Annotated in this window: 15 protein-coding genes; 14 read left to right on the top strand and 1 reads right to left on the bottom strand. The window is 28.7% G+C overall.

Annotated features, from left to right (window positions below):
* Window positions 1–186 precede the first annotated feature (186 nt).
* The 7 genes from OREMA_RS17000 (at window position 187) to OREMA_RS0101865 (ending at window position 7,747) form a co-directional block, all read left to right on the top strand.
* Window positions 187–714 (top strand): DUF5698 domain-containing protein, encoded by a 528-nt coding sequence (locus tag OREMA_RS17000; RefSeq protein WP_018247598.1) that lies wholly within the window; start codon window positions 187–189, stop codon window positions 712–714.
* Between the two features lie 108 nt (window positions 715–822).
* Window positions 823–2,631 carry an oligoendopeptidase F gene (pepF, locus tag OREMA_RS0101890; protein WP_018247597.1) on the top strand — a complete coding sequence of 603 codons (1,809 nt, stop codon included), beginning with the start codon at window positions 823–825 and terminating at the stop codon, window positions 2,629–2,631.
* 200 nt (window positions 2,632–2,831) lie between these two features.
* On the top strand, window positions 2,832–4,727 hold the full coding sequence (gene pepF, locus OREMA_RS0101885) for an oligoendopeptidase F (protein ID WP_018247596.1): 1,896 nt from the start codon (window positions 2,832–2,834) through the stop codon (window positions 4,725–4,727).
* Between the two features lie 153 nt (window positions 4,728–4,880).
* Window positions 4,881–5,075, top strand: a complete 195-nt coding sequence (locus tag OREMA_RS0101880) for a DUF350 domain-containing protein (protein ID WP_018247595.1) — start codon at window positions 4,881–4,883, stop codon at window positions 5,073–5,075.
* Between the two features lie 544 nt (window positions 5,076–5,619).
* On the top strand, window positions 5,620–5,919 hold the full coding sequence (locus OREMA_RS0101875; protein WP_018247594.1) for a DUF2103 domain-containing protein: 300 nt from the start codon (window positions 5,620–5,622) through the stop codon (window positions 5,917–5,919).
* Between the two features lie 138 nt (window positions 5,920–6,057).
* A complete protein-coding gene (locus OREMA_RS0101870; RefSeq protein ID WP_018247593.1) occupies window positions 6,058–7,182 on the top strand; it encodes a LysM peptidoglycan-binding domain-containing protein in 1,125 nt (374 codons plus the stop codon).
* A gap of 118 nt (window positions 7,183–7,300) precedes the next feature.
* Window positions 7,301–7,747, top strand: a complete 447-nt coding sequence (locus OREMA_RS0101865; RefSeq protein ID WP_018247592.1) for a hypothetical protein — start codon at window positions 7,301–7,303, stop codon at window positions 7,745–7,747.
* A gap of 28 nt (window positions 7,748–7,775) precedes the next feature.
* Here OREMA_RS0101865 and OREMA_RS19015 read toward each other — a convergent pair whose 3' ends face one another.
* Window positions 7,776–7,949, bottom strand: coding sequence for a hypothetical protein (locus tag OREMA_RS19015; RefSeq protein ID WP_018247591.1), 174 nt, complete (start codon window positions 7,947–7,949; stop codon window positions 7,776–7,778).
* Window positions 7,950–8,174: 225 nt separating this feature from the next.
* Here OREMA_RS19015 and OREMA_RS0101855 point away from each other — a divergent pair, with 225 nt between their 5' ends.
* The 7 genes from OREMA_RS0101855 (at window position 8,175) to OREMA_RS0101825 (ending at window position 15,278) form a co-directional block, all read left to right on the top strand.
* Window positions 8,175–8,873, top strand: a complete 699-nt coding sequence (locus OREMA_RS0101855; RefSeq protein ID WP_018247590.1) for a hypothetical protein — start codon at window positions 8,175–8,177, stop codon at window positions 8,871–8,873.
* A gap of 201 nt (window positions 8,874–9,074) precedes the next feature.
* The gene (locus OREMA_RS18135; RefSeq protein ID WP_018247589.1) at window positions 9,075–11,375 is read left to right on the top strand and encodes an alpha-amylase family glycosyl hydrolase; all 2,301 of its coding nucleotides are present in this window, start codon (window positions 9,075–9,077) and stop codon (window positions 11,373–11,375) included.
* Complete coding sequence (locus OREMA_RS19290; protein ID WP_018247588.1) at window positions 11,368–11,490, top strand: hypothetical protein; 123 nt, start codon at window positions 11,368–11,370, stop codon at window positions 11,488–11,490. Before OREMA_RS18135 ends, OREMA_RS19290 begins: the two co-directional genes overlap by 8 nt.
* A 252-nt stretch (window positions 11,491–11,742) precedes the next feature.
* The gene (gene rimO, locus OREMA_RS0101840; RefSeq protein ID WP_018247587.1) at window positions 11,743–13,068 is read left to right on the top strand and encodes a 30S ribosomal protein S12 methylthiotransferase RimO; all 1,326 of its coding nucleotides are present in this window, start codon (window positions 11,743–11,745) and stop codon (window positions 13,066–13,068) included.
* Window positions 13,068–13,604 carry a CDP-diacylglycerol--glycerol-3-phosphate 3-phosphatidyltransferase gene (gene pgsA / locus OREMA_RS0101835; protein ID WP_018247586.1) on the top strand — a complete coding sequence of 179 codons (537 nt, stop codon included), beginning with the start codon at window positions 13,068–13,070 and terminating at the stop codon, window positions 13,602–13,604. Before rimO ends, pgsA begins: the two co-directional genes overlap by 1 nt.
* Window positions 13,582–14,040 carry a phosphatidylglycerophosphatase A family protein gene (locus tag OREMA_RS0101830; protein WP_018247585.1) on the top strand — a complete coding sequence of 153 codons (459 nt, stop codon included), beginning with the start codon at window positions 13,582–13,584 and terminating at the stop codon, window positions 14,038–14,040. Before pgsA ends, OREMA_RS0101830 begins: the two co-directional genes overlap by 23 nt.
* 107 nt (window positions 14,041–14,147) lie before the next feature.
* On the top strand, window positions 14,148–15,278 hold the full coding sequence (locus tag OREMA_RS0101825) for a M48 family metalloprotease (RefSeq protein WP_018247584.1): 1,131 nt from the start codon (window positions 14,148–14,150) through the stop codon (window positions 15,276–15,278).
* Window positions 15,279–15,284 lie beyond the last annotated feature (6 nt).

Raw genomic sequence — 15,284 nt, 5'->3', positions numbered from 1 at the left:
GAGTTTTTAATTATAATTAAAATTATATAAAATAGTTTTAAAAAAGGTGAAACAAAAATTTGTTTCACCTTTTTTAGTTATTAATATCTGAAGACTATAAGTAATATATTTAAAATATTAGTTGCTTTTAATTTATAGCTTATTTTTTAAATTAAAAATGAAAAATAAGAATAAAGGGGAGGTTTTATGGTAAAAGTTATATTATGGGCAATTTTAATTTTCATAGCCAGAGCAATTGATGTTGCTTTAGGTACTTTAAGAGTTAGAATGGTTGTTAATAGGAAAAAATATTTAGCAGCTATCATAGGTTTTTTTGAAGTCTTAATATATATATTGATAGTTAGTAAAGTACTTCAAGATACTAGTAATATTTTGAATGTAATTAGTTATTGTGCAGGTTTTTCTTGTGGGACTATTTTGGGTTTAGATTTGGAAAAAAGGCTTAGCAAAGGTATACTTAAGGCTACTATTATGGTAAAAGATGATTCTAATTCTTTATTAAAATTGATTGAGGAAGAAGAATTTAGAGCAACAATCACAAAAGGTGAAGGGACTGATACTAGAATAGATATAATTAATGTAATTTTAGAGTTAGAAAGGAAAGGAGAACTAGAGGATTTAGTTAAAGATAAAGATTATAATTCTTTAATATCCTTTGAAACTATAGATGGAGTAAAAAATGGATGCTTTTATAGCCTTAAGAATAAAATTTAAATATTTTGTTCTTAAATTACTACAGGTAAAATTACTTTAAAAGAGAAGTATAGTAGTGACGAGTAACGAGTAACAAGTAACGAGTGACAAGTAAAGAGGGGGATATAGATGAAGGAAGGAAAAAATCAAGCTTTAAAAAGTAGAGATGAAATAGCAGAAGAGTTCAAGTGGGATTTAAGTAACATTTATGAAAGTGATGAAAAATGGACACAAGAATTTAAAGAAGCAGAAAATAGATTGCCAGAAATGCAAGATTATAAAGGTAAATTAGGTAATAGTGCTGATCAATTATTAAGTGGATTAAATCTTAGTATGGAATTAAGTAGATTACTAGAGAGACTTTATAATTATGCTGCTAGAAAGAGTGATGAAGATACTGCTAATAATACCTATCAAGCAATGCGAGCTAGGATTCAAGGATTATTTAGTAAATTTTCTAGTAGTATTTCTTTTATGGTACCAGAAATTATTCAAATATCAACTGACAAATTAAATAGTTTTATAGAAGAGAAGGAAGAACTGAAATTATATCAACATTATTTAGATGATATCATGAGACAGAAAGAACACTATTTAAGTCCAGAAGAAGAAAAAATCATTGCTTTAGCAAGTGAAATTACTCAAGGGCCAGAGAATATCTTTGGTATGATTAATAATGCAGATATGTCCTTTCCAACTATAAAAGGTGAAGATGGTGAGGAGATTGAAGTAAGTCATGGACGATATATTGAGTTATTAAAAAATGATAATCGACATATTAGAAGAGATGCTTTCAAAGCTTACTATAGTTCCTATCAGGAGCTAAAGAATACAATTGCTACAACATTAAGTTCAAATATAAAATCTGATATTTTCTATACTAGGGTTCGAAATTATAATAATTCATTAGAAGCTTCTTTGGCAGGAAATAATATACCAGTTGAGGTTTATAATAACTTAATAGATACAGTGTCCAATAATTTAGATACAATGTATAGTTATGTTGATTTAAGAAAGAGTGTTTTGGAAGTTAGCGATTTACATATGTATGATTTATACACACCTATAGTTAAAGATATAGAGATGAAAATAAGCTATGAGGAAGCTCAAGATATTATATTACAGGCATTAAAACCATTAGGTGAAGAGTATCTAAAAGTAATAAAAGAATCCTTTGAAAGTAGTTGGATTGATGTTTATGAAAATAAAGGTAAAAGAAGTGGAGCTTATTCATCTTCTTGTTATGATGCTCACCCTTATATTTTGCTTAATTATAACAATGATATAGATAATTTATTTACTTTAGCCCATGAACTGGGTCATGCAATGCATTCATATTACTCTAATCAAGAGCAGCCTTATATCTATGCTAATTATAGTATCTTTGTAGCAGAGGTAGCTTCTACAGTTAATGAAGCATTATTGATGCAGTACTTATTGAAGACAACAGATGACGAAAATAAGAAAAAATACATTCTTAATCATCATTTAGAGCAATTTAGAGGAACGGTTTATCGTCAAACAATGTTTGCTGAATTTGAAAAGTTAATTCATGAGATAGCAGAACAGGGTGAAGCCTTAACTACAGATATATTATCACAAAGGTATCATCAATTAAATGAGAAATATTATGGTAAAAATATTATAATTGATGAGGAGATTGATGTTGAATGGGCAAGAATTCCACATTTTTATTATAATTTTTATGTTTATCAATATGCTACCGGATTCTCTGCAGCGATTACTTTATCACAGAAGATACTAAAAGAAGGCCAAGAGGATATAGATAAATATCTAAACTTCTTAAAAGGAGGAAGTTCAGATTATCCAATCGAATTGTTAAAAGGAGCAGGAGTAGATATGACTAAGCCTGAAGCAATTGAGAAAGCATTAGACTTATTTAGTGATTTAGTAGATGAAATGGAAGAATTATTATAGTTATTGAATTTTAGGATAAAGTCTAAATAGGTTGTTATAGATAGATAAAGCGACAGTTTCGGAGTTAGGCGTTAGGAAATGGGAGGTAGGAAGACCTTACTATCCCCTATAACCTAACTCCTATCACCTAAAAATGTCACAATATACCCATTAAATTTCACTTTAGATTGGAAACCTATATCAAGAAGGGAGAAGTTATAATGATATTCAAAAGCAATTATTTAAAGAAGAAAAATAAACTGTTAATATTAGTGAGCTTAAGTATTTTAGTGGTATTTACTTTATCTCAATGCGGAGAGGCTAAGAATACTCTCCCAGGTCGAGAGGAGATTCCTACAGAATATAAGTGGGACCTAAGTGATATTTATGCAAGTGATCAAGCCTGGGAAGATGACTTTAATCAGTTAGAACAAAGCTTATCTAGTATAAAGGTATATAAAGGTAAATTAAGTAAATCATCTACTAATTTATTTGAAGCTCTAAAATTACAAAGTAGTTTTGATAGAAGTCTTTCAAATTTATATAATTATGCTGCACGAAAAAGAGACCAAGATACAAGAAATAATAAATACCAAGTAATGTTTTCTAAGGTACAAGGACTATACGGTAAATTTGTTAGTACTGTTTCTTTTATTGAAGCTGAGATTATTCAAATACCAACAGATAAGATAAATCAATTTGTAAAAGAGAAAGAAGGACTAAAGTTATATCAGAGATATTTAGAGGAGATTGTTAGACGAAAAGAGCACTATTTATCTCCTAAGGAAGAGCAGATTATTGCTTCAACATCTGAGTTAGCTCAGACTCCAAGTAATATTTTTGCTATGATTAATAATGCTGACTTAAAGTTTCCAACAATTAGAAATGAAGAAGGTGAAGAAGTAGAATTAACTAAAGGCAGATATTATCAATTTATAAAAAGTAATAATAGGCAAGTGAGAAAGGATGTATTTGATGCTCTTTATAATACTTATCTAGACTTGAAGAATACCTTTGCGGCTACATTAAATGCTAATGTTAAAAAGAATATATTTTATAGTAAAGTTAGAGGATATAATAGTGCCTTAGAATCCTCTTTAGCAGGAAATAATATACCAGTGAAGGTTTATGATAATTTAATTAAAACAGTTTCTGATAATATGAATTCTATGTATAAGTATGTTGCTTTAAGAAAGAGAGCTCTTGATGTAGATCAGTTACATATGTATGACTTGTATACTCCAATTGTTAAGGATGTAGAGATGGAATTTGATTATGAAGAAGCTCAAGATATTATTTTAAAAGCTCTAGAACCAATGGGAGAAGAATATCTACAGGTAGTTAAAAGAGCCTTTGAAGAGAGATGGATTGATGTTTATGAGAATCAAGGGAAGAGAAGTGGTGCTTATTCGGCTTCAAGTTATGATGCTCATCCTTATATTTTATTAAATTATGGTGGAGGAATTTCTGATTTGTTTACTTTAGCTCATGAATTGGGGCATACACTTCATTCTTATTATTCAAATCAAGAACAGCCATATATTTATTCTGATTATAGTATTTTTGTAGCAGAAGTGGCTTCTACAGTTAATGAATCTTTATTAATGCAGTACTTATTAAAGAATACTACAGATAAAGAGGCTAGAAAATACTTATTGAATTATTATTTAGAACAATTCAAATCAACAATTTATCGTCAAACTATGTTTGCAGAATTTGAAAAGGAAATTCATCAAAGAGCTGAACAAGGTCAAGCTTTAACTGCTGAATCTCTATCCAACTATTATCACCACTTAAATCAAAAATATTTTGGTGATCAGATAATAATTGATAAGAAGATTGATATTGAATGGGCAAGAATTCCACATTTCTATTATAACTTTTATGTATACCAATATGCTACAGGCTTTTCAGCAGCTATAGCATTATCACAGCAAATACTTGATGAAGGTCAGCCAGCAGTAGATCGTTATATTGATTTCTTAAAATCAGGAAGTTCAAATGATCCAATTAGCTTACTTAATAAGGCTGGGGTAAACATGACCGATTCTAAAGCTATAGAAGAGGCTTTGGATATTTTTTCTGATTTAATAGATCGAATGGAAAAACTAATCTAATTTAGCATGGATAATTTATCCTGATAAAAAGGAATAAAATATACTCATCTAGAATTTTAATATTAAAATACAGCTTATTATATCTGTATTAAGAGACTATTAATTAAGCAGTAATTTTTATCTTAGTTATTATATTAGAAAGGAGGTAAGAAATTGAATCCTATCTTATCTACAGTTATTTACTCAATTATTGGAATTGCTTTATGTTTAATTGGTTATAAACTTTTTGATGTTGCTACTCCATTTAAATTAGATGATGAAATTCAAAAAGGTAATACAGCAGCTGGAATAGTTGTATCTGGAATCTTTGTTGCTGTGGCTATTGTAGTAGCTGCATCTATTATTTAGTAGAAAAAAGCGTTCTTAAGAACGCTTTTTTTCTTTTTTGTGAAGTTTTGTTTTATGGGGATAAAGATTTTTAGGTAATAGGTGATAGGGGCTGGGAGTTAGAGTTTACCTATAACCTATCACCTAACTCTTAATTATTAAACTGGCTCAAATGGACAATAATTGATTGATAAGATTTAGAAGTTAAGTCCTATTCATATTTTGCTGCAATTGCAATTACAATTATTAAAGTCTAATTCAAAATGAAAAATTAATATATATTTTAGGAATGATATGCGTAGGGGATGGTCGCGACCACCTCCTACAAAAAATTATCAATTCTTATGTTCATCTATATAATCAAATAATTTAAGAATTGTGCTGTTTTGTAGTGGTTTATTGTAATGAAATTTTTCGGGGTGGTATTTATTTTTTCCTAATACCTAATACCTATCATCTAACTCCAAAAGATATTTATTACTTCAAATGTAATCTTATTTGGAGAAATAAGTATTTTATTATATAATATTAATATAATTGCTCAATTTGTAGAAGGGAGGTAAAGATGAGTAAAGATAATAAATATAGATCAGATAAGGTTAAACAAGAGCATACTATTATAGAAGATATTCTGCCTTTGTTAAAGGAATTGGCAGAATTAGATATAATTAAGAGCATAATTCCTGGAAGAATTAACCGAAGAGGTGGAAGTGGAATTCCTCCTCATTTGAAATTAAAATATCCTACTCCCAGTGGAATAAAGATATTAGCTAAAAATAGTTCGTCAATCCAGGAAGTTTTTGTGGTGACAGATGAGACGGATAAAGCAATGAAGTTAATTAAGGAGAAAAAATTTGTCAAATAATTATTATGGTATTGCTGAATTAATTTCTAATAATCAGTAATACCCTATTTATTTTGAAGGAAATAATCTAAAAATGTAGAAGTAGTATAATAACAATTATTTTAATGATGATTTAGAAGGTTAAGGAGGTTTTGTTTAGTGAAGACAAATAAATCTATAGTCATGTCTGTTTTATTAGTTCTTATACTTATTATTAATTTCCAGGTGTTAGCCAAGGACCTGCCTTTTGAAATTTATAAACAAGGTGTTATTTCCTTTGAAAATCAAGATTGGTCAGAAGCCGATCATTACTTTGATGAAATTGTTCTAAATGATTTATCTTATTCTGATTATTTGGCTAAATCTATTTACTTAAAAACAATTTTATTGGCTGCCGAAATTGATAAGAATATGGAATTGAAAAATATTTTTTCAATTGGGGCAAATGAAATTCCTTTTAAAGAAAAAGATAGAAGAGAAGAATTTGCACTTAAGATAGATAATTATCAATTAGATGCTAAAAGAAAAGTAGATACTCTAATTGGACTAGCTAATTATTTGGTTGCTAATTTACCACCATTAGAAATCAATATAGATATAAAGAATAATAATTCTTGGGATTATAATCCAGAGTGGATCAATCAAATTAAGTCAGGAAGTTTATTATCGGAAGCAAAGCTGGAGATATTAGAGAATGGCATTTTAGCTGAGAAGGTTAAAGATTATCTACAGTTAACTTTAGAAGCTCAATCTTTTAATAATCTGTTTGTAGTTAAGGCTGAAGAGGGAGATAATTTATACTATTTATCTAAGAAGTATGAGGTTCCATTGAGTTTATTATTGAAATTAAATAGTCATATAGAAAATCCGGATATGATTTATCCTAATGAAAGGATTTATATGCCAAAGAGGAATTATTCAACGATTAATTATCCAGCATATTTTTATTATACATCTAATATATCCTATCAAGCTAATATTAAGCGTAAAGATGATATTAGTAGATTAGTAGTAAAGGCTTATCAGTTAACTAATGGTGATATGTCTGATATTAATTATAAAGATTTGATTAGTGAAGTTGAAATTAAGGAATACAGAGACAAAATTAAGATGCAAACTGAACAAATCAGATTACAGGATAAAGAAATTGAAGAAATTAAGAATAAATATAATCAGTTAATAAAAGAACTACAAAAGGTAAAAGATCAAACAGAAAATAAGACTAATAATCCAGGGGTTAAAGATGGAGATTATGATCCAACTAAAGACCCATTAGATTATTAATTAATATTAACTTTAGAAAATATTGAGTTCCAGTATTTTATTAAATTTAAATTAAGAATTGATTAATGGAAACTCCGAGGAGCTAAGTTCCTCGGAGTTTAGCTTGAGGAGTGGTATGGTGAAGCAATATATAGGACTATTGTCGATAATCTATATACTAGTTATTATTGTTAAATTAAAGGATAACCAAAAAAGTTTTGAGCATTACATAGAAGAATACAAGCAGATTAAATTCCAGTTAAATTTAATAAGCCAGCGAAAAAATCCTTTTATAGTAATGAAGTTCAGTCATACAGTTTTTTATTCATTATTATTATTGTACTATATTGCTAATTTACTTATTTTTTCTTATACAATAATAGATGTTTTTAGTTATTTGTTAATCTTATTTACAATAATTAAATTAAGTAAAAAGATTAGTATCAATTCTATAAATGATTTTGAGAATAGAATTAAATTTAAGAAGAAAGAATATCATAAACAGCAAAAATTAAAATTTTATTTAGGATTATTTGAGTTTGCGTATGCTTTTAATGCTCTTGTTTTAATTAGTTTTTATTATTAAGTTAGGTAGCCTGTTTTTAGATGAGAGGCTATCTTATTTTTTTATTAAATTCTTTTGTATTAATAATTGCCTGTAAGAGATTTATTACTCCGTCAAGCTCATCTTCTTTGATATACCTAACATTGTCTACTTCTCTAGTTTGGATTTTTTCTAGATCGGTTACTATTTGTTTTAGTCCATTTAAACTTGTGTAATCTAGCATATATGTTATCCTCCTTAATATTAGGCATTAATTTAAGCTTATTTATAGTATTTGTTAAAGTTAGGTTAATAATGTTAGTAAAAATAGCTAATAGTAGTTAATATTAATTAGAATATTAATTTTAAAAAAAGAGATAATAAAATTGAGATTAATCTTTTATATAATTTGGAAATAATATTTATACTTAGAATAAATTCTAAATAATAATTAGTTTTAGGGGTGAAAATGATTAAGACTATTCTTAAAGTAGTAATTGTGATTATTTTCTCTCTTTTTCTTTTTGCAATATTAGGAGGAGATTTAGATAGAGTTATTAAGATATTACAGAGTTATGATGAAATAATACAACTGTCTACTTCATTATTATTAGCTTATGTAACTTGGCAGTATGCTTATTCTAGTCAGAAAACTCTAGAATTTATGAAATACTCTTTTGAGAAAGAGTATGAAGAAGATATAAAATTTATGTTCATAACTATAGATAATAATGATCTTTTTAATGGAAAGCAAGAAAGAAGTAAAGAAATAAAGTTTGTAGAAAACGATAATGTTTTAAGGGGTAAAGAAGATTTTAATAATAATTTGGAATTAGATTATGATTCTAATTTTTTAGCTATTCGATTATTTAATTCTGGAAGAAGGTTAATATCACATATTAAGTTAGAGTATGTAATAGATATATTTGGTTTAGACGAAGAGTTAAATATTAGTAGAAGAATTACAACAATTATTGCCAAAACAATTCAGCCAAATGATTATGTGACTATTCCATTAATTAAGGTTGATCAATTACCCAAAATAAAAATTACTGCTTTATCATTAAAAAGTTTTAATGGGCTTGGAAAGGAGCAAATTGCTAATTCGCCACAAGATGAATTTATCTATTATAATTCTAAGTTTGATGATTATCAAAGTTGTAATTGATTATTCTTCTAAATTGACAGTAAGAAATAAATAATATATAATCAAAATATAATATTAAAATTTGAGGGCAATCTTTTTATAAAGAACCCCGGTTAATTATTAAGCGCTTAATAATTAACCGGGGTTCTTTATTTATGAGAAAGTAAGAAGGGATATTTAATTTATTACAGAGGATATAAGAGAATAAGGAGTTGAATTAATATGGATAAATTCACCAAAGCAAAGTATAGGAATTTAGTTAGGGATAAATATATCTTACCTAAGTTATATAAATTAGGTTATAAGGAAGAAGAGATAACTTTTGATGCTAAGCTTTTAGTAGAAAAGGGAAGGCGAAAGATATATGTTAATACTGATCTATTAATAATGATAGATAATAAACCTGCTATGGTAATATCAGTTAGGGCTGGGACAGAAGAGCTAACTGAGCATAATAAAGAACAAGTAATATCTTATGCTCGTTTATTAAATCCAGTTGCACCATTATTTGTGATGAGCAATGGTTTAAAGACAGAGGTTTATAGTACCTATAGTGAGCAGATAATAGGAGGTATACCTTCAAAAGATAAAATCACAGAGTATTTAAAAGAAGAGGAGATTTCCAATACTTTAAAAGATAGAGCTTTAGATAAGGTGTTTTCTTCAGTATCATTATGGGATGAAATTTATAGAAAGAGTCCCTATCATCATGTCAATATGAGATCCTTTTATAATCCAGGTGAGAAAACATCTTTTAATACTGATTTGTTTCATAACTATAATTATTCTCCTAACCTACCTACAGATAACGATCAGGTTTCTATTAGAGTTAGCAGTAAAAGGAAGTTAATTGATAGATTATATCTATATTATACAGTTGATAATACTTTTCCTAAAGGAGAGAAAGGAGAAGTAGTTAATGGGAATAAATTAGAGCTGAAGAGGAAGTATACAGAGGCAGATCCTCAAGAAGATAGATTGATAGATTGGTGGGAGGCTAAACTCCCTGCCCAGGAAAAGGGGACTAGGGTAAGATACATAATTGAGGGCTATGATACTAAGAATGATAGATCATATTTTGTTGAAGATAAGGTTGATTCTCAAAAAGGGAGCTTCTCGTATTTGGTCCAAGATTACCAAACCCCTCAATGGGCTAAAGAAGCAATAGTTTATCAAATATTTATTGATCGATTTTGTGATGGAGATCCAAGCAACAATTATGATTTAGGATATACTGCTACAGATTATCAAGGTGGTGATTTGCAAGGAATTATTGATAGCTTAGATTATATTAAGAATTTGGGTGCCACTGCTATTTGGCTTTCTCCATTTTATGAAGGTATGGCGTATCATGGCTATCATATTACTAATTTTTTAAAGGTAGATAAGCATTTTGGAGATAATAAATTGTTAAAAGAACTGATAGATCAAGCTCATAGTTTAGATATTAAAGTTATCTTAGATTTTGTTCCTAATCATTGTTCTAAAGATCATCCATTCTTTTTAGAAGCGCAACAAGATAAAGAAAGTGAATATTACAATTGGTTTAATTTCGTTAATTGGCCTGATGAATATGAAGATTTTTGTGGAGTAAAAGAGTTGCCACATATTAATAATGATTATCCGTCTGCTAGAGATTATACAATTTATCAGCAAGCCTTATATTGGGTAAAAAATTATAAGGTTGATGGCTTAAGAATGGATTATGCTTATGGACTATCCCATGATTTTTGGACTGAGTTTAGAATGGGATTAAAAGAATTTAAATCAGATATTTATATTTTTGGAGAAGTATGGGAAGGACCGGGTATTACTCGAGAATTTGCTGGAGAATTAGATGGATGTTTTGATTTTTCTTTGGTTTGGTCTTTTAGAGAGTTATTTATTCATAGTAGTAAAACTATCTCAGATTTTAGAGATGATGTAGATTATTTGATAGATGTTTATCCAGATGAATTTATTTTAGGTAGATTTTTAGATAATCATGATATGACTAGATTTTTGTGGGAAGCTGAGGGAGACAAGAGAAAATTAAAATTAGCTGCTCTTTGCCAATTTACTTTAGCAGGAACTCAATTTATTTATTATGGTACTGAAGTAGGAGTATCCCAACATAATGATTGTCGTGATGATAATACTGGTGGAATTATCTTTGATTATTCTAGGGATTTTATGCTATGGGGAGAAGAGCAAGATAAAGACTTATACCATTTCTATCAAAAGTTATGCCAATTCAGAAAAGAATATGGGGCATTAAGAAGTAAAGAACGAATAGATATAATTGTTGATGATAATAATGGAATTTGGGTTTATATCAAAAAGAATTTAGATCAAGAAGTACTAGTTATAATAAATAATCAGGACAATAAGTCAGATATAGAGGTTGACCTAAGTGGACAAAATCTATCTCAAGAAGATCAATTAGTAGATTTATTGAATGATCAAGAGTATATGATTAGAGATAGTAAAGTAAACATAACTTTAAATCCCTTAGAAGGGAAAATCTTAGTAGTTCATGATTAGTGTATTTAAATATTTTAGAGTAATTTATCCTAATGTTGATTGGACAGCACAATTAGTTCATGGAGAAAATATTGGTTTAGGAAGCAGAGACTATGAATTAATTAAAATTGATTAAATTTTTTGAAGTAAATAATTAAATAGTATATAATAGTTGTAGATATTAAGAGAGCAAATTAATTTGCTCTCTTAATATGTTGTAACTAAGGTTTTTAAATTTTATATTAAGGTTGTTTTTATTACTAGATCCCATAATTCAAAAGTTATATAAAAATGGCAATAGAATAGATTAAGAAAATTACTAGTGATTATAATATTAGTTTAATGGATGTATTAGGTAGTAGTAAATTCAGAAGGAGTGACATTTATAATGAGTACAATAGGATTACTAAGTTTGGGCTGTGCTAAGAATCAAGTTGATTCAGAGATTATGTTAGGATTGATCAAAGATGCTGGACATGAGATAATTAAGAGTTATTCTGAAGCTGAAGTATTGATTGTTAATACTTGTGGTTTTATATCTGATGCTAAGGAAGAATCAATTGAAAGTATTTTAGAATTGTCTAAGTATAAGAAAGATGGCAATTGTAAACTTTTAATAGTAACAGGATGTTTATCTCAGAGATATAGTAAAGAGTTAGAAGATGAAATATCTGAAGTAGATGCCATTGTGGGGACAGGTAATTTTGATAAAATTGTAGAAATTATTGATGATGCTTTTGGTGGTAAGAAAAGGGTAGAAGTTGTAGATCCTGAATTTGATTATGATAGAGATTTACCAAGAAATAATTTAACCCCACAACATACAGCTTATGTTAAGATAGCAGAGGGATGTAATAATTTCTGTTCTTATTGTATTATCCCTCAACTAAGAGGTGACCTTAAGAGTAGGTCAATAGAAAATATAGTTAAAGAAGTTAAAAAGCTATCTGAACAAGGTGTTAAAGAGATTAATATTATTGCCCAAGATATTACACAATATGGGATTGATCTTTATGGTGAGTCTAAGTTAGTAGAATTACTAAAAGAGTTACTAAAAATTGATGGTATAAAGTGGTTTAGGTTATTGTATGCTTATCCTAGCCATTTAAGTGAGGACTTAATTGAGATAATTGCTACAGAGGATAGAATTTGTAATTATCTAGATTTACCAGTACAGCATGCCGATGATGAGATTAGAAGAAAGATGAATCGTGGTGGAAGCCAAGAAGATGTTTTAGCAACAATTAAGAAATTAAGAGACAGAATTCCTGATATTACTTTAAGAACATCTTTAATTGTAGGATTTCCTGGAGAGACAGAAGAGCAGTTTGATAATCTACTAAGCTTTATAAAAGAAGCTCAATTTGATCGTTTAGGTGCGTTTACTTATTCTCAAGAAGAAGGAACTCCTGCTGCTAAGATGGACTGTCAAATTCCAGAGGAGAGAAAACAGGAAAGATTTGAAAGGGTAATGAATTTGCAACAAGATATTTCCTATGAGCGGAATCAATCGTGGATTGCTAAAGAAATTGAAGTTTTAGTAGAAGAAGTTCAATCAGAAGATCCAAAGATTATGGTTGGTAGAACAAGGCGTGATGCACCAGATGTTGATGGAGTAATTTACATTGAAGGTAGCTCTGCAAAGATAGGAGATATGATCAAGGTTAAAGTAACTGATGCTTATGAGTATGATTTGGTGGGAGTGGAAATTTAATGAATTTACCGAATAAGTTAACTTTACTTAGAATTGGGTTAGTACCTATTTTTATGGCTTTTTTATTAATAGAGTCTTTAGGGACTGCTGGAAGGTATTTAGCTTTAGGAGTTTTTATTTTAGCAGCTATTACTGATGCTTTAGATGGATATATTGCTAGAAAAGAAGGATTGGTAACTAAATTAGGAAAGTTTATAGATCCATTGGCTGATAAATTATTAATTTCAGCAGCTTTAATTGCTTTGGTTGATATGCAAATTATTAGTGCATGGCCGGCAATAATTATTATTGCTCGTGAATTTGCTGTTACTGGTCTTAGAGTTTTAGCAGCAGCAGAAGGAATAGTAATTGCAGCAAGCAATTTGGGGAAATATAAAACTAATGCACAGATATTTGCTATTATTGCTCTAATTCTTGGCTTGCCTTTCTCTCAAGTTCTATTATGGATTGCTGTTATATTAACTCTTATTTCAGGAATAGATTATCTATTAAAATCTAAGGAGCTGATCAGTGATGAGAGGTTGGAACAGAGATAAGGTGATTAAATTTTTAGCTACTGGTTTTTATAGTGGTTTAAGCCCTTATGCTCCCGGTACAGTCGGAACTTTTTTAGGAATGATATTATTATGGATTAGTTTTAAGCTTGGGATGGGAAGAGTATATTTTCCTTTGATTTTTATTGTTACTCTTGCCGGAACATATCTATCACATCATGCTGAGAATATCTATGATGAAAAGGATGCACCGCAGATTGTTGTTGATGAGTTTGCAGGATTATTAGTAGCAATGTATGGTTTATCAGCAGGGATGTTAATTCCGGCATTTGTTCTATTTAGAGTTTTCGATATTTTAAAACCTCCACCAATTCGTAATTTACAGGAGTTTCATGGTGGAGTAGGTATTATGTTAGATGATATATTGGCTGGATTGATAGCTAATATACTAATTAGAATCGTTCTAGTATTTGCTTAAGGAGAGTACAGCGTTAACTTGCTGTACTCTTTTTCTATAATTTAAAGCTTTGACTTAGAAGGATAATAATAGATTTTAGAGTAATATATTAGGAAAGGAGTGATGAAATGGAGAGCTTATATAAGGCTGATAGACGAAGCTTAGCTAAAAAATATAATTATCAGAAAGATCTAAGGAATATTTATTATTTGATTTCTAAAATTATATTAATTTTGATATTTTTAAAACTTAATTTAGAAATTAAGTTTTATGAATTATTAACTAATTGGACTAGAAATTTTGATTTGAAATTAATCAGTTTTATTATAGGATTATATCTAATATATGCTATTTTTGCTTGGAGTCTAGACTATTTTCTTAGTTATAAATTAGCTAGAGAATATAGACTATCAAATCAAGAAGCTAAGGAATGGCTAATAGATAAAGTCAAGATGTCTTTTTTAGTGATTATATTTATATACATAATATCTAGATTGATTTTAACTTTTGAAATGAGTTATGGTTCTTTATGGTGGTTAGCTTTTTCTATTATAGCTATGTTATTTATTCTCATAATAAATTTTATCTTTCCAGTAATTTTATTTCCTATATTCTTTAAGCTAACTCCTTATCCTGATAATTTATTAAGAGAAAGGTTAGAAAATCTGTTTAAAAAAGCTAAAGTAAGAGTAGCTGATATCTATGAATTTAATTTAAGCTCTAAAGTTAATTCTGCTAATGCTGCTGTAATGGGGCTAGGTAAGACTAGAAAGATTATTTTAGGTGATAATTTAATCGATAAATATAGCGAAGAAGAGATTGAAGCAATTATGGCCCATGAGATTGGTCACCATGCCCATAAAGATATTTTTAAACAACTGCTAATACAATTTTTTACTTTAGTATTTACTTCTGTTTTTGTCTCAAAGTTATTTCCTATTTTTGTAGAATGGAAGGAATATGAAGCTTCTTATAGTATTGTGTCTTTGCCATTATTGATTATAATTTGGGGAGGAATTAGTTGGTTGATAAGTCCAATTCCACTTTATATTAGTAGAAAATCTGAAGAGCAAGCAGATGAATTTGCTTTTGAATTGATAGCTAACCCTAGAAATTTTGCTACAGCTATGGCAAAATTGGCTGATGAAAGTTTGAGTAATTTAAAGTTTGGTTGGTATAAACTATTATTTAAGGCATCTCATCCACCAATAGGTCAGAGGATAGAGAAAGCATTAGAATGGGATGAGAAGAATAAATAGATAATT

Source organism: Orenia marismortui DSM 5156, assembly GCF_000379025.1.
GTDB classification, from domain to species: domain Bacteria; phylum Bacillota; class Halanaerobiia; order Halobacteroidales; family Halobacteroidaceae; genus Orenia; species Orenia marismortui.
This window is presented reverse-complemented; position numbering and strand designations above follow the sequence as displayed.

What these genes read in the sequence shown, in the direction of transcription:
- OREMA_RS19015 (WP_018247591.1), bottom strand. Translation starts at nt 7,949, where the DNA reads ATGCTAGATTACACAAGTTTAAATGGACTAAAACAAATAGTAACCGAT.
- OREMA_RS18135 (WP_018247589.1), top strand. Translation starts at nt 9,075, where the DNA reads ATGGATAAATTCACCAAAGCAAAGTATAGGAATTTAGTTAGGGATAAA.
- OREMA_RS17000 (WP_018247598.1), top strand. Translation starts at nt 187, where the DNA reads ATGGTAAAAGTTATATTATGGGCAATTTTAATTTTCATAGCCAGAGCA.
- OREMA_RS0101855 (WP_018247590.1), top strand. Translation starts at nt 8,175, where the DNA reads ATGATTAAGACTATTCTTAAAGTAGTAATTGTGATTATTTTCTCTCTT.
- rimO (WP_018247587.1), top strand. Translation starts at nt 11,743, where the DNA reads ATGAGTACAATAGGATTACTAAGTTTGGGCTGTGCTAAGAATCAAGTT.
- pepF (WP_018247597.1), top strand. Translation starts at nt 823, where the DNA reads ATGAAGGAAGGAAAAAATCAAGCTTTAAAAAGTAGAGATGAAATAGCA.
- OREMA_RS0101825 (WP_018247584.1), top strand. Translation starts at nt 14,148, where the DNA reads ATGGAGAGCTTATATAAGGCTGATAGACGAAGCTTAGCTAAAAAATAT.
- pgsA (WP_018247586.1), top strand. Translation starts at nt 13,068, where the DNA reads ATGAATTTACCGAATAAGTTAACTTTACTTAGAATTGGGTTAGTACCT.
- pepF (WP_018247596.1), top strand. Translation starts at nt 2,832, where the DNA reads ATGATATTCAAAAGCAATTATTTAAAGAAGAAAAATAAACTGTTAATA.
- OREMA_RS19290 (WP_018247588.1), top strand. Translation starts at nt 11,368, where the DNA reads ATGATTAGTGTATTTAAATATTTTAGAGTAATTTATCCTAATGTTGAT.
- OREMA_RS0101875 (WP_018247594.1), top strand. Translation starts at nt 5,620, where the DNA reads ATGAGTAAAGATAATAAATATAGATCAGATAAGGTTAAACAAGAGCAT.
- OREMA_RS0101830 (WP_018247585.1), top strand. Translation starts at nt 13,582, where the DNA reads ATGAGAGGTTGGAACAGAGATAAGGTGATTAAATTTTTAGCTACTGGT.